Genomic DNA, 23,493 nt, shown 5'->3' on the forward strand with positions numbered 1-23,493 from the left:
ATATCATCCACCTGATTATTGTAATTCTATTCCCAACTACTGTCAATAGTTATTTAAAATAGACTACTTACTTTGACTGGTTTTGGCTCTATCATTTATGTACCATATTTAAAAGAAGCAATAAAATTAGAGGCCACTGAAAAAGCAAAGCTTTTTCAGTGGTCTCGTCATAAGCAGATATTTTCGTGTTAATCAATTGCATAACACCTCAATTTATATGCCCTTGTTTTTCTACAAACTCCTGCCCTCTGTGCTATCAGCTTTTATTATTTTTCTTGATAATAAAATACCTACACTACATAAAGTAATTACAAAATAAAATATAATCCGATAATCCTGAAGGACATCCATGAGCATTCCAGAAGCCAGAACACCAATAATTGCTCCGACCCCATATGCTGTAAACACAACGCCATAATTCTGGCTATAGTGTTTTGTTCCAAACATAATCATCGTGGAATTCGGTGCAATAGCCAACCAGCCACCAAGGTTAAACCAGAATATAGAAAACGATATGCTAAACAAAAACAAGTTCCCCTTATTTGCCGTTAGTATTAACACCGCCCCTATGATAATCAACCCATATGAAATTAGCATGGCTTTTTTAGATGATATCTTATCCGTCAGCCAACCAAATATAGGTCTGCCGATCCCATTAAAAACTGCAAATAATGGTATGAACAAAGCAACTGTTTTTTGAGGTATTTTCATGAATTCAACACCAACATTACTTGTCATTCCGACTAACATTAACCCAATCATTGCCCCAATTAGAAAATTAAAATACAAAGCCTTAAAACCCGCTGACTTAACCATTTTGGCTGTATCCATATCATGGATATCTTCTTTCCCTGTAGAAGCTGTTTCTAGGTATTTGTTATCTGCATCTGTTGGATATTTGAGGGGACAGGATGCTATCGGTATGATAATCCCAAAAGATATTCCCAATATCAAAAATGTTTTCATGACCCCGTAGGCTTCTATCAGATTTCCTGCCAGGGGTGCAGTGATAAGGGGAGAGAGTCCAAATCCAATCAATACAAGTCCTACCGCTAAACCCTTCTTTTCAGGAAACCATCTTGCTACTACCGTCATCGGCACACCATAAGCTATTCCCACACCAGTCCCAATGATGACACCATAGGTAATTGTTAAAATATAAATATTTGGCGCATATGCAGATAATATCCATCCTAAAGCGACGAGGAAAGCACCTGCTGAAATAACTTGTCTAGGTGTATACCGATCCAAATATTTCCCGATTAAAAACATGAAGAATGCATAGAAAGCCAAAGATGTCATATAGGGAAGTCCACTTAAAGTAGCCCCTGCATTGAATATCTTTTCAATATGCAGTCTAAAAGTGCTCCAAGAGTAGACTGTCCCTAAGCACATCATGATAATAATTCCCCCAAAAACAAACATCCATCTTTGAGGGTGCTTTATAGGATTTGATTTGGATAATCCTTGATTCATTCCTATCACCACTTTCTATACGTTTATCCTATTAAAAATAAAAAAGCCAATAACAAAAACCCCCTTTTCGAGTTATTGTTATTGGCTTACTCTTGACTGATCCGAGATCCTTCAATACGTCTTCCAGTTTTACTTAGTAAATTTCTCCTCAATATCTTGATCGACTACGATGGCTATAATTTTTTCACCGGTTTTGGTACTCACATCGGAATAAGTACTTACAACATTGACATCTATTATAGATTTTACAGCTTGCTCCAAGCTATCCCTTGAGTTCTCAAACAATGCAGTTCTTACTTTTTTTATCAGATCAATTCCTTCTTTGCTTTGGGCTAAACTTCTTTCTGCCGTACTTAAAAAATCCTTCAGCCTTACCACGATTAAATCTTGAAAAATCATTGTTCTGATCTTTTCTGGACCTCTACCCATATTGTCAATCTCAAACTTGCTAATTGCTTCACTTATTTTGGCCTCAACTTGTCCTTTTGTCACTCGATCCCCTCCATATATCATTTAAAACAATCCGATGATCGAATCAAACGCTATATGAGTAACAATTATAGCATATTAAATCATAAGACTCAATGAATAGTTATCAATTTATTTGCATGAATATATCATTTATCTTCATGGATATTTCTCTATATAACTTGACAACTATATTTCATAATTATTAATGATTTTTTCAGCTAACCTAAGCTTTTTTATCCTTAGATACCTAGCTTGTATCCTTTTTTTCAGTCCTTTCTGGCTTTAGTATGAAGCCAACGCTCTTGTATTCAATACATCATCAATAATTTCCGCCGCACATTCCACAAGCTCTACACAAGGACGTTTTTTATGTAGACCCCCCTCTTTTGTACTAGAGGCATCACGATATGTCTCTGGATTCAAAAGTTCTCTGCATATAATAGATCCATTTTTTTCCTTAAATCGCTGGGAGAGTTCTTGGATTAGCTCATAATGTTTTTGTTTTAAAGCCTTATCTTTTGGGTCAGCATATCCATACTTAAGTCCAGCAACCATAAACATTGAGGAAACTGCTCCACAAACCTCTCTTAAACTTCCCATGCCACCTCCAAAGGAAGAGGATAGTCTTAATGCTGTTTCCAAATCCATACCTAATTCATCACAATATGCGCCTATCACCGCTTGGGAACAATTATACCCTTCTTTAAATAACTTCACTGCATCCTTGGAATTGTTCATATATTATCACCTCATTTTGACCATAATTAATTTTAGTCCATTTGTCAACACTGCAGACCTTTTTAGGCAAACGTACAAACTCCTTTCTAGTGAGGATGATGGGATTGCATCTACACCTGAAAGGAGTTTTCATATGAATTTCTTTGCTTCTATTTTCTAGGAACAACTTCAATTTAGTAGAATCATTTATTAATTATTCGAGGGATTCGCTTTCCATGGGCTGAAGAGGATTGCCCTTAAGAATATTTTCCACTTCTTCATATCCCGTCGGAAATGCATAGTTGTAACGGGCTGGGAGCGCAAAAACATATTTCGTGTTACGACCAAGTTCACTAGGCCCCATAGGTGCTGCGCCAATATGGAATTTTCCCTGTTGTAATGCATTCCATTGGCCAAGGGTAAATATCATGATGGGAATATCCTGTCGCTGGTTTTGCGATGTCCATTGGGGGTGTCTGATAGAAATCATTGGACCCGTTTCATTCGTATCCTTATTTTCTGAATCACCTGAAGCTAAACCCTCCCATTTATCCGTCATAATCTCATAACCTTTCCAACTTTCCGGTAGGAAAAAGCGAAAGCCATATTCGGTATTTTTATAAATCGTTCCGTTAGTTTCCTCGTAAGCGCCGAGGGTGACTTCATCAATAAGCCAGTGATCATTGATTTTCCTTAGCACAAGGGTAATCGGCTGCCTTGCAGCAGTCCTCCCATTTTCCTTGTCTGCACTTGTTATCTCAACAATTTCCCCTTTCACTTCATAAGCAGATTCTGATAATCCCTCAATGCTTAGAACTTCTATGCGATCCGGCCACGGACTTGAAGTCAGTCTCCCTAGGGCATTTACTGGATCACTTATCCATCTTGCTAGAAGCGACTGGGACACAAAATCACCGTAGTTCTCTTGCATGCTCTTTTTCACTATATCTTGAGGACCTTGTAGTGAGACGAATTGGAGTTGGTTACCGAATGCTTCAACCAAGTCCGCAACTGTCTCCTTATCAATTTCCTCGGCTTTCTGTGGTTCCTCTTTTTGTTGTAATTCTTTTTCCTGGGAAGTCTCATTGCTTTTCTTTACACAGCCAAATAAAGAGACGCTTAACAATAAAATAAGCGCAAGTGATAATATTTTTTTCATGCGATTACCTCCTAAAGAATTGATTCTTATCTTTAGACGGCGGTAGCGTGTCTTTAGTTCCACCTTGTCAATATTTCCACCAATTCTTAATTTTCTCATATTACTGGAGTTCCACGGATTACTCTCTTCTACTGGTATAATTGCGTACATAAGATCTAAAATTCCATGCAGATTTGCCTACCTATTGATCAAGTAGCATTTTTGTTTCGGCAACAAGCTCTTGGAGCATATCTACACCTTCTCTTGTGCGATCCTTGCTCGAAGAAATCAATGTAAAAATCTGATCTACTCTTGTCTTGTACTCCTGTGGTCTTATATTAAACCCATCAATCATTCGAACAGCCTTTTTCTCATTAATGCAGTATTCTTCATTCTTGGCAAATAAGACTTGATTCAAGCAGGAAATAGTTCGAAAGCAATGTCCTGAAACATATGAAATATCATCTTTATCAACATTATTCTTCGCAAACATCAAAGAGAAGGATGCTTCAAACATAAAATATTCGATTATGGCATCTTTCAAAGCTCGGGGATAGGGCTGGGTCTTAGCTTTTAACTCAAAAATTTGATTCGTTGGGTCAACTAATATTTTGCAAATCGAGATTTCACCCATATACATTACATTGAGATAAGCATGGGGATGTCCAGTATGATAATGAGCAGAAACTTTTCCCATCAAACAATCATCAATTACTTGTGACACTCTCTTAACATCGCGAAATATGAAGTCAACATGATATCCTTGAACAACAAGCCATCCACCGCCATTTACCCAAGAACCCCATTGGCCTAAAGACATAACTAAGTTTTCTCTATGCTCGTCATCCATTCTTGCAGCAATCCTGTCAACTTCCCGAACATCAAAACCTTCCGATTCATCATAATATATCCCAATGTCAATATCAGAAGTAGGGTGATGGGTACCTCTTGCTCTAGATCCCCCTAAAACAACGCCTACAATACCAGGTATTTCCTTCAAACTTTCACTAATTTCCTTTAAAATATTTTGTATTGTCATAAAATTTTCATCTCCATATTGTTTACACAAATTCTTTTTCTTCTCTATGCAATCGCAATTATTAATGTTTAGAGAAGGCGAGTCATTCACTCGCCTTTTCCTTTTCAAAGGTTTTTTGATCCCTCACATATTGCATAGTTTTCATAAAAGCTATGCTTTAGCTGCATACATTTCTGCTGCTGTGTAGAGATAATAGGAAAGACCTATTTGCTGACCTTCCAGCATATTTCTATGGAAATCATCCTCTAACATGAACTTTGCTAAATTTACGAATGACTTTCCATCCATATTTGTACCATGCTCATTTAAAAATGAAATATGCTCTTTCAATGCTTTTTGCAATCTTTCATCATCTGCTCTCCATCCACTTTTCAATCCATTTATCAGACAATTGGTAAACTGCTGTGCCTCCAACGCTTGCTTATTCATTTGCTCCGGTTCAATCTCTTGGCTGTCTAGCATATCATATCCATACTTATCCTTGAGATACTCATTCTGTTCTGTAAGTGCCTCCGTCCATTCTTCCTTATCAAAACCTTTAAACATTGCTGATTTATCCATATTTTCTCCTTTCTTTGTGAAGACAATCGATTCTTCAATGGTGCTTAATAAACGATCCATTCTCTGCCTGCGCGCACAAAGCAGTTTATGTTGTTTTGTTAAGCACGCAATTCGACTCGGTTCATCTTCAAGAGCTTTTTTTATGTCGGTGAGAGGAAAATCCAGTTCCCGATAAAATAAAATTTGTTGCAGCCTTTCCAACTCCTTTATCCCGTATAGACGATAGCCGGCATCTGTCATCTTATACGGTTCTAACAACCCTATTTTGTGGTAATGATGGAGTGTCTTTATTGTCACTCCCGTTAACGCTGCAATTTCTTTAACAGTATAATATTGCAATATTATCACCTCAAATATAATGTTAATCCCTTACCTAAGGTAAGAGTCAAGAGGTTTTTAAAAAAAGTTACTGTCTCCTCTTTTTAAGGTCTGCAGCGGTTATCCAACTCAATTCTCGATGGCTTAGCGTTCTATGACAATAATATCCAATCGTCAGATAGTCATAAACTATTATTTAGAAATACTACTTGAACGTCTAGATAGCGACTTCGACATGCGCTTTGATAAAAATGATGCTATCACGCATAAATATTGATTTTGCGTTAAGGTAGACGTCCTCAGCTATGGAGCATACATTTAAATCTGCCATAATTATTTCTTGTTATTTTTATCATTCTATTGATAATGTATATTGTTTCAGGTATTTTCCGGTAATAGAAGAATTATGCTTAACTAAATCCTTAGGTTGTCCTTCAAATATAACCTTACCTCCATCTTGTCCTGCTCCAGGCCCTAAATCTATAATCCAATCAGCGTGACTCATTATGTCAAGGTTATGTTCTATCACAATTAAAGTACTCCCTTGATGAACAATACGGTCCATAATCCTGATAAGCTGTGATATATCAGACATATGCAATCCTGTAGTAGGTTCATCTAATACATATATATTTTCTCGTTTTTCTAATTCTGCTGCAAGCTTAACTCTTTGGAGTTCTCCACCAGATAGCGTATTCAGGGGCTGGCCAAGAGTAATGTAACCTATTCCTACGTCCCTCAATCCTCCTAATGTAGCTAATATTTCCTTTTCATTGAAGAATTTCATAGCTTCATCTATTGTCATTTCAAGAACTTCACTAATATTTTTCTTCCGTAATTTAAACTGCAGGACTTCCTTCGTAAACCTATGGCCCTGGCATACTTCACAAACACTTTCAACAGGATCCATAAAAGCTAAATCAGTATATGTTATTCCTAATCCCTTACATTCCGGGCAAGCTCCCTGTGAATTAAAGCTAAAAAGAGATGCTTCCACACGATTCTCTTTTGCAAATAGCTTTCGAATGGAATCAAAAATTTCAGTATAAGTAGCAATATTAGAACGTTTAGAAGCTTGAATTGCTCCTTGATCTATGAAAATTGTTTCAGGATAATATTGGGGAAATACATGATTTATAAGAGTGCTTTTTCCCGAACCAGCCACACCTGTAACCACAGTCATAACACCTATGGGAATATCAACAGAAACGTCCTTCAAATTATGCAGAGAAGCATGTTTTATGGATAGCCATCCTTTTGGCTCTCTGATACTTTCCTTTAATCTAGGTCTATAACTCAAAAACTTTCCTGTCAATGTTTCTGCTTTCAGTAGCCCCTTTATGCCTCCCTCATATATAACATTTCCGCCCTTTGTCCCGGCTTTTGGCCCCATATCAATCACATGGTCTGCAATTTTAATCACATCTGCATCATGCTCCACAATTAAAACAGTATTTCCTTTATCTCTTAACGACTTTAAGAGATTATTAATTCTATTTACATCATGAGGATGAAGGCCAATACTTGGTTCATCAAAAATGTAAGTAATATCAGTTAAACTACTTCCTAGCTGGCGAACCATTTTAATTCTTTGAGATTCACCTCCAGAAAGAGTAGCTGTATCTCGATCCAGGCTTAAATATCCTAATCCAATAGAATTTAAATGCTCCAACCGATGGATGATAGCTTCTACCATTGTATAAGAAGATGGGGCTTTGATATTCCGAATAAAATTAATAAGATCGTTGACTTGCATTTTTGTACAGTCCGCAATATTTTTACCGTTTATTTTACACTCCAATACTTTTTGATTAAGTCTGGCACCTTTGCACAATGGGCAAATACCCCTTGTGACCACATGGTCAATCGCCTCTTTATATAGTATCACGTCCCGCGATTCTTTACTCAAAAAAGTACGTTCAATTCTGGGAACAATACCCTCATACTTTGAAGTAGGAGGCCACCCATCAGTGGGATTTTGAGGCTTAAAACCTGTTTTGTAAAGAAGTGTATCCAATTCATCCTCCCTATAATCTCTCAGTTTCTTGTCATTGTCAAAGAGCCCTGTGCAAACATAACGTTTCCATCTTACCTCTCCCGGTCTAAAAGTTGGAAATTGAATTGCTCCTTCATTTAAAGATTTGTTTTTATCAAGCAGTCGCTCAATATTGATTGTATCGACCTTTCCCAATCCTTCACATTTAGAGCACATTCCCGCAGGGTTATTGAAGGAAAAGACATCGGAATATCCTACAAAAGGTTTACCGATACGCGAAAACAATAAACGTAATAAGGAGTAAATATCAGTAATAGTTCCCACCGTTGATCTTGCATTCCCGCCAATTCTCTTTTGACTAATAACAATCGCTACAGAAAGATTCTCGATAGAATCCATGTCAGGATGTCCATAATGCGGAAGCCGATGACGGATAAAACTTGAATAAGTTTCGTTTAGTTGACGTTGAGATTCAGCTGCAATTGTATCAAATACAAGAGATGACTTTCCAGAACCTGAAACCCCTGTAAATACAGTAATCTGTTTCTTTGGAATCTTTACATTAACATTCTTCAGGTTCTTTTCTCTAGCTCCAATAACATGTATGTTATTCTCATATTCTTCTCTCATAGTAATCTCCCTTTACTAGATGTGGTTTTATGCTTAATAATAAGTCTTTTCCTTGGCATGCAGACTTATTTTGTGTACCTATTATAAATAATGTATACTGTAAACATGACAATTGTTGTCTACTTTTATTGAATTAAATTTTTATTACCTCACATTGAAAAAATAATTCCTCTTGTAAAGGAGAATTTATATGTCAAAAGCTAAAAGAATATTTGATTTAATTATGTATGTAAATGCTAAAAAGAGTTTTACTGCTCAAGATGTTGCGTACGAATTTAACATATCGGTTAGAACTGCACATAGATATTTAATGGAAATAAGTGAATTAGGAGTTCCTCTATATACCGAGCAGGGTCGAAATGGAGGGTATCGTACACTAAAAAACAGAGTTCTTCCCCCAATTGTATTTGACGAGAATGAAGCTTTGGCAATTTTTTTTGCCTTCCAATCATTAAAGTATTATAAATCACTTCCATTTCATACAGATATCGATTCAGTTTCCAGGAAATTATACGTTAGTCTTCCTGAAGATACTAAGAAGAAAATAGATCGCTTAGAATCGATCATATGTTTATGGAATCCAAAAAGAAATATTACTTCTCCATTCCTAAAAGATATAGTGGAAGCGTCTATAGAGAACAACATATTAATAATTGAATATCTATCAAAATCTAAGAATAAAAAAAGACAAGTTAAACCCATCGGAGCTTATGCATATGATGGGCTTTGGTATATGCCTGCTTTCGATATTGAAAAAAATAAGGTTCTATTATTTAGAGTGGATAGAATACTATCCTTAGAAACTTCCAAAAGAATTTATGAGTTTCCAATGAATTTAACAGATTGGTTTAACAGCTATACAATTAAATCACCTATTCGGTTGTACGTTAAGTTAACAAGAGAAGGGGTAAGGCAGTGCCAAAGTAAATCATGGTTAGAGCCTCACATCATTATGACTGATCATGAAAATGGATATATCGATACGATAATTGATGAAGATGAAATAGAATATGTTTCTAACTATTTTGTTCAGCTAGGTGCTTGTGCAAAAGTTATTGAACCACAAAAAATAGTAGATAATATAAGAAAACATGCCTATAGTCTGATAAATCATTATCTATAGTGAACAGCTTTCTGATTGGGCTGAGAGGTTCTCTGATTACATAACAAAAGGGCTGTCCCAAATAATTGATTCTATCATTTAGGACAGCCCTTTCTATAGTCTTTATTTATTATTATCTTCAAGATAATTCGTTACTTTATATTCACTTTGTTTTTCTTTCATCCAAGTATCATATGCATCTGGAAGCTTTTGTTCGATTAAAGTATCTTTGATTTGGTCTTTACTTTCTTCATAGTTTGCTTCTTTTGCCTCTATTATGTTCTCAACCTTTATAATATGATATCCATATTCCGTTTTAATCGGGTCACTAATTTCTCCTGCTTCCATCGAAAAAACTGCATTCTCAAATTCTGGCACCATTTGTCCTTTTGTTATATATCCAAGTTCTCCACCTTGGTCTTTATTGCTAGTATCTAATGAATTTTCTTTTGCAATTTTAACAAAATCCTCACCTTCTGACAACTTCTTTTTAACTTCTTGTGCTTTCTCTAAGCTATCCACTAAAATATGACTCGCTTTTACCTGTTCCTGTTGCGCAAATGTCTCTCTATTATCATCAAAATACTTTTTCATTTCATCTTCGGTTATGGTGATAGATGGCTCAAGCAATTTTTTCACTTCTACATTTCTTTTCATATCTTTCTTTACATCATCTGTTGAATATCCAGCTGATGCTAATGCCTGATTAAAAGCATCCTCTCCACCATAATAATCTATAATGTCCGTCATTTCTTTATCAAGTTCAGCTTCAGTAACCTTAATATTCTGCTTTTGAGCCTCAGCCTCAATAATTTTTTCAGTGATTAACGAATCTAAAACTTGAGCACCATTTTGTTCAACTAAACGTTGATATAATTCATCTTTCGTAATATTTTTACCACCTACAGTAGCTACGATTTCTTCATTCTGACTTTGGCAACCAGTCACAGCTGTAATTACCAATAGTAAGAAAACAACGAATAACATTTGATACTTTTTTCTGTTCCTTAGTTTTTCAAACAAATCAAACTCTCCTCTCTACTAAGAGCATCTCTAATTTTTCTAATTCTTAATTTCCTACTACAAAAACAATGATTACTTGATCTTTCTCGTTTTTTAACTTCTAGATATTTGTATATTGCACTAACATAGATTTTATTATAACAAACAATTGTGAGCATTTAGTGATAGATTTATGAAATATCTATACAAATAAATATAACCGTTTCACTAAACGGTTATATCTTCTAAACTCTATTTATTTTGCAGATTTTAGTTTACGCTTTACAATAACACCTCCACCTAAGAGCATGCATGCACCTGCAGCATATATCAATGGAGCCTTAGATGGGCTGGATTCTGATGCCTGTTTGTTTTCATTTGAAAGAACAACCTCCGCCTCTATACCATTAGAAGCTGCTGTTGTATTGTATAGTTCTGCCTGCTGACCTTCAACAACTTTAACCATCTCTCTACCGAATAATTCATAAAGATATTCAGCGTTTTCTTCACTATAGGGTGTAATGCCTATTTCAACATACTCATCCAATGGACTTGTATGGGTAACATTAAAACCCTTCTTATTTATTTCTCCAGCGTGGTCTTCAAATAAATATTTATCAATCTCTCTTTGCTTTTGAGATATATTCTCGTTGATCTCTCCTTGGTCTTGCGCTGGATATGAGACCGCAGCGTCTGGCGAGTCTGTCGATACTTCAGCCGATATCCCTAGCTGTCTCTCATCAGTTTTAATCACATCAACAGCTAATTGCCCTGGCAAAGGTGACGGTTGGCTTCCCCCACCATCAGCTAAAACTACACCCGATGACAGTAATGTAACACATGCCCCTAAGATAAGCCCTCTTGTAAATTTTGATTTTATCATAAAATAATACCTCCTCCATAATTTTTCTCCAAATATGCGTATTAGCTTCTTGCCTTGTTACTTTCATTTGTTAGACGAACGCCGTTAATTTTCTGTTCCCAATTTTTTAGAGGAACATGTAGAAAAATTCAAATATGAAATGAACATTAATCATCTCTAGCTAACATAGAAGCAAGTTTTCAGTATGAGAATTCAAGAAAAAAAGATTGGCATTCACCAATCTTAAAGCATATTTAAAATCTATTCTTTGCAAGGTCTGTTTATTTGTTTTAAACGCTCATTCTACTCTTTAACCATGAACTAACCTCACAACTACCTCCATGTGTGTAGTATGTAGAAACATAGACTTAACGGATGCCTTCTTTCACGTTTATAAATTGCGCTATAATCTAAAAGTTCTTTATTTCCGTTTCATTCATTATCCACCATATCCCTTAATTTATCAGCATCCTCACTACAAAGTAAAGTAATATTTTCTGTAATCTTTTCAACTTCCCAATCCCACCATCTTATTTTGAGCAGCAGTTCTATTACATCATCACAGAATCTTTTTTTGATAATAGTTGCAGGATTACCACCTACGATTGTATAAGGGGGAACATCTTTAGTAACCACTGATTTTGCTGCAATGATTGCTCCATCTCCAATCTTTATACCTGGCATTATGATGGATTCCATACCGATCCATACATCATTGCCTACCACTGTATCTCCCTTAAAAGGCAAATCTTCTATTCCTGGTATTCCATACTCCCACCCATTTCCAAATAATCCAAAGGGATAGGTTGTGAATGCTTTCATCTTATGATTTGCTCTATTCATTATAAACTTAACCCTGGGTGCGATCGCACAAAACTTCCCTATCACCAATCTATCTCCAAAAAAGTCATAATGATATAAAACATTTTCTTCAAACTTTTCAGGATTTGCAGGATCATCATAGTAAGTGTAATCGCCTACAATGATATTTGGATTCTTAATAATATTTTTTATAAAGCAAAGACTTTTGATTCCACTTACTGGATATATATCTTTGGGATTTGGTCCATTGTTATTAGAAATCTCCATGAATAAACTCCTTTTCTTTTATCATTTTCCTTCACCCTTTAGAGAGAAATTAGCCGTCCAATCTGGTTGATTTCTTCAGCAAACCATAAGGCACCATCGGGTCCTAGTACAATTCCGTGGGGTTCTGAATTCACTGTAGGAATTGGGTACTCAGAAATCTCTCCATTCACGGTAATACAGCCAATTTGGTTACTTCCCCACTCTGTAAACCAAAGTTCTCCATCCCTGCCGGCCGTAATGGCATGGGGCCGAGCATTTGCTGTAGGAAGCTCATACTCACTGATCTCACCTTTTGTAGTGATTCTTCCTATCTTATTTCCGTTTATCTCCACAAACCAAAGGTCTCCATCTGAACCAACAGTAATCCCTACCGGTCCTGCCCCTATTGTAGGAATTTGATATTCAACAATCTTCCCAGTAGTAGTTATTCTGCCAATTTTATTATTTTGATTCTCTGTAAACCAAAGGGCACCGTCAGGTCCTGCTACAATGGCAGAGGGAAAAGCGTTTGGAGTAGGTAATAGATATTCTCTCATTTCTCCCGTTCCTGTAATTCGTCCAATCTTATTTCCGATGATTTGAGTAAACCAGAGGGCTCCATCCGGTCCAGCCGTGATACCAAACGGACCCGCATCAGCTGTTGGCAGAGAGAACTCCGTTATCTCTCCATCCGTGGAAATTCTACCGATTTTATTGGCCTTATATTCTGTAAACCACAAATCTCCATCCACTCCAGCAGTAATGATAGAAAGTCCTGCATCAGGAGTGGGTACAGGGTATTCCTTAATGTTGCCGTCTATAGTTATTCTTCCAACCCTATTCCCATGGTTTTCCGTGAACCATAGGGCATGATCTGAACCTACCGTAATCCCATAAGGACCTGATTTCAGCGTAGGAAGCAGGTATTCTTGCATCTGTATCTTCATATTATTGTATCCTCCTTTATATGAACTTCAAAATAGTCCATTTGCTCATCAATCTTTTTAGTGTCTTCTTATTTATTTTGAAATATAAAAAACCTCCTACCCATGTTCTGGATAGGAGGTAAAATAACACCAAAAGACATAGTATTCCCCATACTATGGTATAAATCTTTTGTGTATTATATAAAAAGGCGCAGACTAACCCTATCCAGAAAAATATTTTTGTTTTTATAACAAATGTTTTCTCTAAAAATAGGATTAGTAGATCATTGTCTTGATAGTCACCCTTTCGCCCCATATTGTTTCACTATTACATAGATTATCTTAGCATATAGTCTTCGCCTGATCAAGGTGAGCATTCATCATAACTATCTTATACGCAGCAGCTTTTATTTGCCTTCCGATATTTTTAATCCCGCCTTAAAAGCATCACCCACCAACTGATTTAGATCATAGTAACTCGCACCCATCATAATCATTGGATTGATCTTCAATGGGTCTGGCTTCCCCTCTGTCAAGCATTCCTTATTCACATATACCGCAACAATTTCTCCTAGAAACATTTCAAAGTCATCTATAGGAATAACCTGCACGACTTTACAGAGAAAGTTCATCGTGCATTCTGTAATCATTGGAGCTTTTCCCAATTCATCATAAAAGGGAACAAATAAGTTTGACTTATCCATTCTTTTTCCCGACACAATACCACAGTAATCTGTCAGTTCAACCAGATCCGCTGGAGGAATATTGACACTAAAATACCCGTTTTCCTTCACGCCTGCCGTTGTATAATGCGTGCTTTTTAGCGAAACATACAGCATTGGCTTCAAACTCACTACCCCACATGCACCCACAGTAACATAGTTCGGCTTCCCATTGACATCCGCTCCCACAAGCATGGTAGGAAAGGGGCCGAAAGGGCGATTTTGAATTTTAATCTTTTCCATTTTAAATCCTCCTATTCATCTGTTATTCTACTGCAGTAGTATTTGTATTATAACTGGAACTCTAATAAAAGAATAGACTTTTTCTTTTTTATGGGTTATCATATAGATAGAGTATACCCCTAAGCCAATTGGCTTAGGTTTTTTATTTTTGTGGCATCTTTGATGATTTTGAGGCTAATTACAAATCTATTTTTTGCGCGCTAGCTTCTACATTCTCCTTGATAACAATAAGAAAGAGACTAGGACTATTCTTTCATCTAAGAATAGTCCTAGTCTCTTCTTGAATCTATCTTTTCCATATCATTCTTTTACTTTGCTTTGATCTCCGTCCATACGCGATCATATTCTGTTGTGAATTCTCCTAGATCGACGAAAACTTCACCCTTCTCCATGATATTCCCTTTTGGATAGGCCAACTCATTGCCAACCACTTCTTCAGAAAGTAACGCTTTTGCTGCTTCATTAGGGGTGGCATACATGACGTATTCTGCACACTTAGCTGCCACTTCAGGCCGCAGCATATAGTCGATAAACAGCTCTGCTTCCCTTTTGTGCTGACTGGTTTTAGGAATTGCCATGGCATCAAACCAAAGGTTTGTTCCTTCCTTAGGAATTACATAGGCCAAATCAGGGTTCTCTTCAACCAACAGCATAGCATCTCCAGACCATGTCAAGGCCATGGCAGCCTCTCCTGCAATCATCATATCCTTATAGGCATCCACTTCATAGGCCTTTACCAAAGGCTTCTGTTTCATCAGTTCCTCTTTTGCCTTTTCCAATTCTTCAAGATTCCGTGTATTTAAAGAATATCCCAGCTTTTTTAAAGTAATTCCGATGGTATCTCTGGAGCTGTCCAGCATCAGAATATCACCCTTATATTTCTCATCCCAGAGAGCATTCCAACTGTCTAGTTCTCCCTCAACCTCTTTGGTGTTATAAATAATACCCATGGTTCCCCAGAAGTAAGGTACGGAATATTTGTTATCAGGGTCATAAGGAAGGTTCTTGAATTGTTCTCCGATATTTTTAATATTAGATAGATTTTTCATGTCTATTTCTAGAAGTAAATCTTGTTTGATCATGGCTTCCACCATATACTCGGAAGGAAAAATCACATCATATTCTGTTCCCCCTGCTTGAATCTTCGCCAACATCTCTTCATTATTGGCATAGTTTTCATAGTTCACCTTGATCCCATATTCTTTTTCAAAATCATCTAACACTTGAGGATCAATATAGTCTCCCCAATTATACACATTTAGTTTGTTATAATATCCTTGCTCGTTGGTTTCTCCCTTTCCACAGGCTGCAAGAGATAGAATCAACATCCCTATGATCAAGATAGCTACTATTTTTTTCATCACCCTCACCCTTTCACTCTTTTATATTGCTTGCCCTTTGCTGAAGTATGATCAGCAGGCTCAGTACACCTACAAATAAAATGGTTGATAATGCATTGATTTTGGGACTAACCCCTAGCTTTGTCATGGAGTAAATTTTAATCGATAATGTATTCACCCCTGATCCCGTCGTAAAAAAGCTTACCATAAAATCATCCAAAGACAAGGTAAAAGCCAAAAGGAATCCTGTCACAACCCCCGACATAATCTCTGGCAAAATTACCTTGAAAAAAGCCTGCAGCGGTGTAGCACCTAAATCCAACGCAGCTTCCTCCAAGTGGGGATTAAGCTGATAAATCTTCGGCAGTACTGCCAAGATCACATAGGGTACATTAAAGGTAATGTGGGCCAGCAGCAAGGTTATGTATCCCAACTTTAACTTCAGCCACACAAATAGTGCAAGGAGCGAAATACCAATCACAATATCTGGATTCATTACAGGTAAGTAAGTCATATTCATAAAAACTGCCTTTGCCCTGGGTTTCATATGATGAATACCAATGGCCGCTGCCGTTCCAATGACTGTGGCCAGCAAGGAAGCCAATATGGCAATGGTAAAGGTATTATAGAGGGCGCTGATAATGGTACGGTCTTTCATTAATTCTTGGTACCATCGCAGGGTGAATCCACTCCAATTCCCCCGGTATTTTGAGTCATTGAAAGAGTAGACGATCAATACTAGAATCGGCAAGTATAAAAACAAGTAGATGATGCCTGCATAGGCACCCTTACAAAGTTTCTTTACCATAATTGTCGTCCCCCTCCTTCTCCTTGATATTTTGATGTAATACCCATGGTAATCAAAATCATCGCAATCATAATCATCGATATGGCTGACCCAAACTGCCAGTTTCTCGCCACGAGGAACTGATTCTGGATGAGGTTACCCAAGAGAACGGTTTGCCCACCACCCAATAGGTCTGATATGACAAAGGTACTGACAGCCGGCATAAATACCATAATGGCCCCCGAAATCACCCCTGGAAGGCTTAAGGGAAAAATCACCTTTGAAAAGACTTGCCAAGGAGGTGCGCCTAAATCTTCAGCTGCTTCCACAAAGCTTTGATCTAGCTTGGATAGTACTGAATAAATAGGCAATACCATAAAGGGCAGAAAATTATAAACCATACCCAACAAAACAGCATTATGGCTATATAAAAGCTTTAAAGGTTCATCAATGATCCCTATATTCATAAGAAACTGATTAATTACACCTTGATCCCTTAACAATACCATCCACGCATAAGTTCTTAACAAGAAGTTGGTCCATAATGGCAGCACGAACAGCATCACCATGATATTTCTTCTTTTTATTTTACTTTTCGCAATAATCATTGCCATGGGATAACCCAAGATAAAACAAGCAAGGGTACTCTGGGTTGCTAAAAGAATAGACCGCCAAAGCACATTTATGTAAATAGGTTCTAAAAAATTTCTATAGTTTTCCGTTGTAAATTGATAAATGATGTTCCCATAGGATGAACGACTGCAAAAGCTGTAGACAGCGATGATAAGGATCGGTGCTATACTAAATACAAGGGCCCATATGCCATAAGGTACGGACAACCATTGTTTTTTCATGTCTATCCCACCTTCTTCATGATATGAATGGCATCGGGAACAATATCCATGCCGATGGTCTGTCCCACCTTCACCATGTGTATGGTATGGATCATCCAAGACATCTCTGATTCATCCCGCACCAAAATCTCATAGTGGACACCTTTAAATACCACTGATTCTACAACACCTTTGAGCATTCCTTTTTGGGCTTCAACAATTTGTATATCTTCTGGCCGCACCAGCACTTCTACGATTTCATTGGAGGCAAAGCCTTTATCCATACAGGTGAATGTTCGATCTTCTATCTTCACCTTAAAATCCTCTGCCATCACCCCATCAAGAATATTGCCTTCTCCAATAAAATCAGCCACAAATCGATTCACTGGTTCATTATAAATATCCTCTGGGGTTCCGATTTGCTGAATCTCTCCTTCACTCATGACTACAACCCGATCAGACATGGTCAGCGCTTCTTCCTGATCATGGGTAACATAGATGAAGGTAATTCCTACTCTTTGCTGCATATTTTTAAGCTCCAGCTGCATTTCCTTACGAAGCTTTAGATCTAAGGCCCCCAAAGGTTCATCCAGCAGCAGTACTTTGGGCTCATTTACCAATGCCCTGGCAATAGCTACTCGCTGCTGCTGCCCGCCGCTTAGGGATTGGACTTTTCGCTTCCCAAAACCCTCTAGATTTACCAATTTCAGCATACGAGACACTTTCTCTTCAATTTCTCCTTGTCCCAGCTTTTTTAATCTAAGACCAAAGGCGATGTTCTCGAATACATTCAAATGGGGAAATAGGGCGTACTTTTGAAATACTGTATTGATTTGTCTCTGATAGGGAGGCAGATCATTTATTTTTTTGCCCTCAAAAATAACATCCCCTGCAGTTGGCTCTTCAAATCCACCAATAATCCGCAGGGTCGTCGTCTTCCCACATCCACTAGGTCCCAGCAGTGTGACAAACTCCTTTGGTTTTATTTTGAGATCAATCTCACAAAGAGCCTCTTTTTCCATAAATCTTTTTGTCAGATGGCTCAATTCAATGATATATTCTTCCATAGAACCCCTCCTCACCTATCACCTATATACCCTCCATTTAAAATGAGGTATCTGCTACAAATCGATTTAGCATCTGTAAACTTTAATTTTAAAGAGACTAAATCGAATTAATTATAGTTTTTTTGCAATCTTTTGTCAATGACATGGCTTTCAATAAAATATTTATCTTCTTCATGATACTTAAATTTTTTCGAAAAAAAATAAATAAACAGAGGCCAAAGCCCCTGTTTACACATCATAAAGTCCATATTTGATGATACAAAAAATTTATATTTTGCATCCCCTGCTAATCTCTGAATCAGCTTTCATTGATTCTATCTTTTGGCTTTCCTGCCTCAACAAGATCTTTGTTGCCAATTAGGAAAAAGCTTTGAACGAACAGTAGAAAACCAGTTCCTATCAACAGCCATTCGATCTGGACCGCATCGGCCATTGGTCCAAATATCAGCATTCCCAGGGGCATCATGGAGCTTGAAATCATGCCTAGCACACCGAATACCCTCCCTAGAAAATCCTCTTCAACTTTCTCCTGCAGCAGAACGGTGGAAGGTGTATTGAAAAATGGCATGACGATGCCGACAATTCCCATGATCAATAAATAGAGCCAAAAGATAGGTACAATACCTAGGGCAAGGGTGCAAATACCAATGACAAAACTGGAAAGGGTCATGGTATATATCTTATTGGGAAAACCTCCCCAGGAAGCCATAATCACGCCTCCCAGCATCATACCAAGAGAAAATGTAATCTCTATGGCAGTCAATCGCCACACGGCCCCTCCAAAGCTTCGGGTAACTTGTAGAGGTGTTAAAAAAGCAACCGGCGCTGCTAGGAAAAAGAAAAAGGCACAGAATACAAAAAATTTTCTTACATAAGCATGATCTCTTATATAGAGAACACCCTCTCGTAAATCCTTGAAATAACTAATCCCCTGTGCGTCCTGAGCTTTGCCATGGGCCGGTACCTTTAGGAAAATAAGCAATACCAACACCGCAATCCCAGCTGTGAGGACATCAATAAAAAAGATAGCTTCGATGGATGCCATAGTGAGGAGGGCCCCACTTAGCATCGGCGAAATCAGCATGACCATAGCTTGAATACTACCATTAATGCCATTTACTTTTGTTAACTGATCCTCGGGTGTTATCTGAGGAATAAAAGCCCCAATAGCCGGTGTCTGAATACCCGAACCGATGGCTCTGAAAGCAGACATGACGAAAAGTAGACCCATAGAATCATAGCCTAATAAAAATAGTATGGCTAACACTAAGGTAACGACCGCAATAAATGCATCCGACAGCATAATCAATATCTTTCGATTATATCGGTCCGCCCATACACCAGCAAAAGGCGAAAGAAAAAATGTAGGTACGAAACCGCAAATAATTGAAACAGTCATCATAACACCGGACTTGGTATTCAGGGTGATATACCACATAATCGCATACTGAACCAATGAAGACCCAAAAAGAGATAGGGTTTGGCTTAGTAGAAACAAGATGACGTTTCTTCTCCAGCTATTTATCATATTTTGACTAACACTCCGATCCGAACATATATTTTAGTTTTAGCATTTCTCATCTATTATATCATGTACTTGATCATCTCTACATATAAGTTATACTGGACAAAATTTTTGAACCGGCTTGCCTTAAACCATTATATACTTAACCTTCTACCATTCATCTCTATATGAATGATAGAAGCCCTGGTAGTCAAAATGAACCAACTCCTCTATCCATTCAAAATGGGGGATTTTGCAGAAAAGATTTCGATTCATGGTTTCATAGGTGAAGAGAAACACTAGATTATCAACCACATAGCACTCTTCCCCTTCAATAAACATATCTTCAAATTTTTCAAAGGGACTCTTATCTACAATCTTATAATATAGATAAAAATCTGATCCATATTCCTTTCTTTCCGCCAATTTTCTCTCTGCAGCCCGAAGGAATTGCTGTAGTGGGTCGACTCTATATTCCCCTCGAATTCGCTGGTTTAAATCCATTTGATAAATGACAGGGGTAATATTATTGGCAATCGTATCTATTAAAAGTATCTCTTCTTCTTTGAGACTATCCTTGGTTTCCAGGACAATCAGAAAACCTATGGGCGAAGAGACTTCATGAAGGAAAGGTCTCCCAGTGCATATAGGAGAAATAACAATACAATTGGAGCCCCCTATTTGTTCTATAAAACTTTTTTCAAAAAAACTTTGTACTGCATCCTCCCGAAAATCTAAAATCATTTCTCCATGCAATGCATTTTCCCATTCATCATTCAGCGTAAACTTTGTTTCTGCGCTCTCTACCCCTAGCCCTATGCCATAACGGACCACATAATCATTCTGACTACGATATGCAAAGAAGGCTTTTTTGATACCAAAGTTTAAAGATAATACTTTCAAAGTTAAGATAGACAATTCTTCAATATTCGTACTGTGATTGATATTACGAATAATTTTGTTCAAAGTGTTTAGTATGTCAAATTTTCGCTCAGCACGCTCTTTTTCTGTAACAATTTCTTTGAATAATAGCGCATTGGAAATGGCAATATGGGTAAAAGATGCCAATGTTTCAACAAGCTCAAAAACAGCATGGTCATAAATATTGTCATTAACTGGTTCACTGAGGGTAACTACTCCTAAAATCTCATCTTTTACCAAAAGAATAACATATTTAGCTTGAAGTGCTTCAAACTCTTCCCCATTACTAAAAATAGATTCTATAATTTCTCGGTCCTTTTCCAGTTCCAAAACAACACGTTGAGATTGATAGGTATGCTCTAGTAGATGTAGTTCTGTAACAAAAGTAGTATAAGTAGACACATTCCTATAGCCTAGCACCTTAATGCTTTTAGAAATCGGATCATACATACCAAATGAAGTAACTTTACTGCAGGTAGTCTCGCTAAACACATCGGTAGCTAGCGCGTACAAAGCGCTTAGACTAACCTCTGAGAGTAGGGACTTTGCACTCTGATTGATTGCAAATAGATTAAATATCTTCTGATCCAATTGCTTGTTTTTCTCATAAAGCTCATGTATTTGCCTGCTGTTTTCAAGGGAATTTCTAAAGAGTTTTGTCAATGCACTGGCAATAATCAAGTCATCTTCATTCAAGCTGCCAAGGATCTTGCCATTTGAAATGATAAAACCATGAAGCAAGTCATGCATAATCAGCGGAATTACCAGTCTCATTCCAGATTTTTTAATAACTTCTTCAGTAAAAAACGCTTCAAATCTATTGGTAATGATATCTCCGTGAAAAATCGGCAGTTCTTCAAGAGCCTGACTATTCGGGATTGTCCATGGCTCTCTATCACACAATCTGCTGCCCTTCTGAACAAACACATCCCCATCCCAAATAAATAATATAGAGGCATTTAGTGTTAGCATCTCATTTGCAAAATCGAAAGCATAGTTTCCCAATTGATCCAAATGAAACCTTTGGGTGAAAAAATCTATCGCTTGTAACAATGCTTCATAACGATATATCTTATTGGTGGTCTTTAATTCGTCCAAATTAATCTCTCCCTTAATCATACATCAGTTGATTATCTAATGCATAAAATGTACCGCTGGTAACTTTCTTAATCCGTTTTTGAATGTTCTTAATTTCTAAGAAAGTCTGAGGATATGCTTTTTCATAGATAGACACTTCCCCTTCTCCCTTAGATGATAGAACATTTTTCAAATTCTTTCTTTGTTCCTCCAATGCATAGATTTTATTCAATATATCTTCATGGGCGTTATGATATTGAATATACTCACTCGTACTTTTTATCTCCTTTGAAGTGGTTAGTGTGGTCTCATATATTTCTAACTCACGTTCTATTCTTTCCGCGTCCTCAAGCAACTTCTTATATTCCATCAACAGATCATCCAATTCCTGCTTCACCGCTCTTCTATCAAACCCCTGTACTTGAATATCGGTTTTTTTCTCATAGATATTGCCTACAGTACGCAGTGAAACCTTTGCCTTTGCATGTATACTGCCACCAATGGTTTTTCCATTTTTTGCTTCTACCAATATACTATTGGCTTCCAAATGACTATTTAAGGCATAGAATCCTATGTTAATAACATCTCCAGCTTTGATTTTACATGCATTCGAATATTTGACAAACACGTTCTGCCCTGCTTCAATGATCGCTTTCCCTTTGCCAGAAACTCCACCCTTGATGTAGATATTTCCTTTCCTTGAAACAATTTTTTCTACTGCCCCAATTCCCATATCACCTAATATGGAAATATCTTTATCTGCCATAACTGAAAATCCATCCTCAACGATCCCATGGATCGTAACATACCCCTTAAAATCGATGTTGCCTGTTGCATAGCTAACATTCGTGTATACAATCAAGTGGTCCACAACACCGATTCTTCCTTCTTTGATTTGTACCGCTCCATCAAACTTAGCACGCAGCACCGTTTTATTACCTTCTTTAATGACTTCCACACTATTGCCATCAATTCTTAAATTTTTATCCCGTCCTGACTTCGAAGGCAATATTTCTCCTTTGATATTCATTCCAGGTTCTCCTGGACTCGACAATACCTTTTCCCCTAGCCAATCTCCTTTCTTGACGTAACGGAATAAATTCATCTCATAAAAATCTACACTTCCATCAGCTCTAACGGTGGGTTTCATCTCAGGTAACTCAAGATAAACAATATTGGCATCGATACCATGCTTTGGTAGTTTGGCAGTTGCTACAGTGATATTCTTCTGAACTTCTAAATGTTTATTGATTACATCATATAGGATGCCGTATGTAATTTTCTTACCTTCTAATAGTTGTAATATTTCATCTGCAATCTCTGCTTTGTTTGCATCAAATTCTTCTTTTGTCAAATTGAGATAGATTCGACTTTCCAAGTTATCTGGCGTAATAAAGAGTTCTACTTTGGGTTTTAATTTGCCAAACTCAACGCCTTCATTGGTGGGCTGCTCCAAAGCATTTTTCAGCATAAGAAAGTTACTTACGAGAATACGAGGATGTTTCTCCATAATCTCTTGGAATTCACGGATAGAAAAACCTGGACATACCGTATGTATAAACAGTTTTTCACCCTTTACTGTAATAGAAAAATATTCATTTTGCACAAGAACCATAACGTCACCTTCTTTATCATGGGATTTATTTTTTCAATATGGATGGGATATGTGAATTGGCTAAACAATATAGATAGG

Annotated in this window: 20 protein-coding genes; 1 reads left to right on the plus strand and 19 read right to left on the minus strand. The window is 37.2% G+C overall.

Annotated features, from left to right (window positions below; all coding sequences use genetic code 11):
* Positions 1-231 precede the first annotated feature (231 nt).
* From HNQ80_RS02745 to HNQ80_RS02775, 7 genes are all read right to left on the minus strand, one after another.
* A complete protein-coding gene (locus HNQ80_RS02745; RefSeq protein WP_184307951.1) occupies positions 232-1,476 on the minus strand; it encodes an OFA family MFS transporter in 1,245 nt (414 codons plus the stop codon).
* 129 nt (positions 1,477-1,605) lie between these two features.
* Entirely contained in the window at positions 1,606-1,968 is a 363-nt protein-coding gene (locus HNQ80_RS02750; protein ID WP_184307953.1) for a DUF2294 domain-containing protein, read from the minus strand.
* Positions 1,969-2,229: 261 nt separating this feature from the next.
* The gene (locus HNQ80_RS02755; protein WP_184307955.1) at positions 2,230-2,685 is read right to left on the minus strand and encodes a C-GCAxxG-C-C family protein; all 456 of its coding nucleotides are present in this window, start codon (positions 2,683-2,685) and stop codon (positions 2,230-2,232) included.
* A 193-nt stretch (positions 2,686-2,878) separates the two neighbouring features.
* On the minus strand, positions 2,879-3,922 hold the full coding sequence (locus HNQ80_RS02760) for a hypothetical protein (protein WP_243182940.1): 1,044 nt from the start codon (positions 3,920-3,922) through the stop codon (positions 2,879-2,881).
* Between the two features lie 82 nt (positions 3,923-4,004).
* Positions 4,005-4,841: a nucleotidyltransferase domain-containing protein gene (locus tag HNQ80_RS02765; RefSeq protein ID WP_184307957.1), complete on the minus strand. Its 837-nt coding sequence runs from the start codon at positions 4,839-4,841 to the stop codon at positions 4,005-4,007.
* Between the two features lie 150 nt (positions 4,842-4,991).
* Positions 4,992-5,741, minus strand: coding sequence for a MerR family transcriptional regulator (locus HNQ80_RS02770; RefSeq protein ID WP_184307959.1), 750 nt, complete (start codon positions 5,739-5,741; stop codon positions 4,992-4,994).
* Between the two features lie 331 nt (positions 5,742-6,072).
* Positions 6,073-8,346, minus strand: coding sequence for an ATP-binding cassette domain-containing protein (locus HNQ80_RS02775; RefSeq protein WP_184307961.1), 2,274 nt, complete (start codon positions 8,344-8,346; stop codon positions 6,073-6,075).
* 190 nt (positions 8,347-8,536) lie between these two features.
* Between HNQ80_RS02775 and HNQ80_RS02780 the strand changes: the two genes are divergently transcribed.
* Positions 8,537-9,469: a helix-turn-helix transcriptional regulator gene (locus tag HNQ80_RS02780; protein ID WP_184307962.1), complete on the plus strand. Its 933-nt coding sequence runs from the start codon at positions 8,537-8,539 to the stop codon at positions 9,467-9,469.
* A 102-nt stretch (positions 9,470-9,571) separates the two neighbouring features.
* Here the strand turns inward: HNQ80_RS02780 and HNQ80_RS02785 are convergent, their stop codons facing one another.
* From HNQ80_RS02785 to HNQ80_RS02840, 12 genes are all read right to left on the minus strand, one after another.
* Complete coding sequence (locus HNQ80_RS02785; RefSeq protein WP_207726829.1) at positions 9,572-10,471, minus strand: peptidylprolyl isomerase; 900 nt, start codon at positions 10,469-10,471, stop codon at positions 9,572-9,574.
* 235 nt (positions 10,472-10,706) lie between these two features.
* Positions 10,707-11,333 (minus strand): hypothetical protein, encoded by a 627-nt coding sequence (locus HNQ80_RS02790; RefSeq protein WP_184307965.1) that lies wholly within the window; start codon positions 11,331-11,333, stop codon positions 10,707-10,709.
* A 411-nt stretch (positions 11,334-11,744) separates the two neighbouring features.
* Positions 11,745-12,401, minus strand: a complete 657-nt coding sequence (locus HNQ80_RS02795; protein WP_184307967.1) for a Vat family streptogramin A O-acetyltransferase — start codon at positions 12,399-12,401, stop codon at positions 11,745-11,747.
* A 38-nt stretch (positions 12,402-12,439) separates the two neighbouring features.
* The gene (locus tag HNQ80_RS02800; RefSeq protein WP_184307969.1) at positions 12,440-13,327 is read right to left on the minus strand and encodes a Vgb family protein; all 888 of its coding nucleotides are present in this window, start codon (positions 13,325-13,327) and stop codon (positions 12,440-12,442) included.
* A gap of 386 nt (positions 13,328-13,713) precedes the next feature.
* Positions 13,714-14,271: a flavin reductase family protein gene (locus HNQ80_RS02805; RefSeq protein WP_184307971.1), complete on the minus strand. Its 558-nt coding sequence runs from the start codon at positions 14,269-14,271 to the stop codon at positions 13,714-13,716.
* A 308-nt stretch (positions 14,272-14,579) separates the two neighbouring features.
* Positions 14,580-15,632: an ABC transporter substrate-binding protein gene (locus HNQ80_RS02810; RefSeq protein ID WP_184307973.1), complete on the minus strand. Its 1,053-nt coding sequence runs from the start codon at positions 15,630-15,632 to the stop codon at positions 14,580-14,582.
* Positions 15,633-15,645: 13 nt separating this feature from the next.
* Positions 15,646-16,419: an ABC transporter permease gene (locus HNQ80_RS02815; RefSeq protein ID WP_184307975.1), complete on the minus strand. Its 774-nt coding sequence runs from the start codon at positions 16,417-16,419 to the stop codon at positions 15,646-15,648.
* Entirely contained in the window at positions 16,413-17,252 is an 840-nt protein-coding gene (locus HNQ80_RS02820) for an ABC transporter permease (RefSeq protein ID WP_184307976.1), read from the minus strand. The genes HNQ80_RS02815 and HNQ80_RS02820 overlap by 7 nt, the downstream gene beginning before the upstream one ends.
* A gap of 2 nt (positions 17,253-17,254) precedes the next feature.
* Entirely contained in the window at positions 17,255-18,298 is a 1,044-nt protein-coding gene (gene potA, locus HNQ80_RS02825) for a spermidine/putrescine ABC transporter ATP-binding protein (RefSeq protein ID WP_184307977.1), read from the minus strand.
* A gap of 298 nt (positions 18,299-18,596) precedes the next feature.
* Positions 18,597-19,826, minus strand: a complete 1,230-nt coding sequence (locus tag HNQ80_RS02830; RefSeq protein WP_184307978.1) for an MFS transporter — start codon at positions 19,824-19,826, stop codon at positions 18,597-18,599.
* A gap of 147 nt (positions 19,827-19,973) precedes the next feature.
* The gene (locus tag HNQ80_RS02835) at positions 19,974-21,821 is read right to left on the minus strand and encodes a GAF domain-containing protein (RefSeq protein WP_184307979.1); all 1,848 of its coding nucleotides are present in this window, start codon (positions 21,819-21,821) and stop codon (positions 19,974-19,976) included.
* Positions 21,822-21,834: 13 nt separating this feature from the next.
* The gene (locus HNQ80_RS02840) at positions 21,835-23,415 is read right to left on the minus strand and encodes a DUF342 domain-containing protein (protein ID WP_184307980.1); all 1,581 of its coding nucleotides are present in this window, start codon (positions 23,413-23,415) and stop codon (positions 21,835-21,837) included.
* Between the last annotated feature and the right edge of the window lie 78 nt (positions 23,416-23,493).

The sequence above is a fragment of the Anaerosolibacter carboniphilus genome (assembly GCF_014205875.1).
In the GTDB taxonomy this organism is placed as follows: domain Bacteria; phylum Bacillota; class Clostridia; order Peptostreptococcales; family Thermotaleaceae; genus Anaerosolibacter; species Anaerosolibacter carboniphilus.

Excerpts from the sequence above, each read along its gene's own strand:
- HNQ80_RS02745 (WP_184307951.1), bottom strand. The coding sequence starts at position 1,476 with ATGAATCAAGGATTATCCAAATCAAATCCTATAAAGCACCCTCAAAGA.
- HNQ80_RS02755 (WP_184307955.1), bottom strand. The coding sequence starts at position 2,685 with ATGAACAATTCCAAGGATGCAGTGAAGTTATTTAAAGAAGGGTATAAT.
- HNQ80_RS02760 (WP_243182940.1), bottom strand. The coding sequence starts at position 3,922 with ATGAGAAAATTAAGAATTGGTGGAAATATTGACAAGGTGGAACTAAAG.
- HNQ80_RS02765 (WP_184307957.1), bottom strand. The coding sequence starts at position 4,841 with ATGACAATACAAAATATTTTAAAGGAAATTAGTGAAAGTTTGAAGGAA.
- HNQ80_RS02775 (WP_184307961.1), bottom strand. The coding sequence starts at position 8,346 with ATGAGAGAAGAATATGAGAATAACATACATGTTATTGGAGCTAGAGAA.
- HNQ80_RS02780 (WP_184307962.1), top strand. The coding sequence starts at position 8,537 with ATGTCAAAAGCTAAAAGAATATTTGATTTAATTATGTATGTAAATGCT.
- HNQ80_RS02790 (WP_184307965.1), bottom strand. The coding sequence starts at position 11,333 with ATGATAAAATCAAAATTTACAAGAGGGCTTATCTTAGGGGCATGTGTT.
- HNQ80_RS02795 (WP_184307967.1), bottom strand. The coding sequence starts at position 12,401 with ATGGAGATTTCTAATAACAATGGACCAAATCCCAAAGATATATATCCA.
- HNQ80_RS02800 (WP_184307969.1), bottom strand. The coding sequence starts at position 13,327 with ATGAAGATACAGATGCAAGAATACCTGCTTCCTACGCTGAAATCAGGT.
- HNQ80_RS02805 (WP_184307971.1), bottom strand. The coding sequence starts at position 14,271 with ATGGAAAAGATTAAAATTCAAAATCGCCCTTTCGGCCCCTTTCCTACC.
- HNQ80_RS02810 (WP_184307973.1), bottom strand. The coding sequence starts at position 15,632 with ATGAAAAAAATAGTAGCTATCTTGATCATAGGGATGTTGATTCTATCT.
- HNQ80_RS02815 (WP_184307975.1), bottom strand. The coding sequence starts at position 16,419 with ATGGTAAAGAAACTTTGTAAGGGTGCCTATGCAGGCATCATCTACTTG.
- HNQ80_RS02820 (WP_184307976.1), bottom strand. The coding sequence starts at position 17,252 with ATGAAAAAACAATGGTTGTCCGTACCTTATGGCATATGGGCCCTTGTA.
- potA (WP_184307977.1), bottom strand. The coding sequence starts at position 18,298 with ATGGAAGAATATATCATTGAATTGAGCCATCTGACAAAAAGATTTATG.
- HNQ80_RS02830 (WP_184307978.1), bottom strand. The coding sequence starts at position 19,826 with ATGATAAATAGCTGGAGAAGAAACGTCATCTTGTTTCTACTAAGCCAA.
- HNQ80_RS02840 (WP_184307980.1), bottom strand. The coding sequence starts at position 23,415 with ATGGTTCTTGTGCAAAATGAATATTTTTCTATTACAGTAAAGGGTGAA.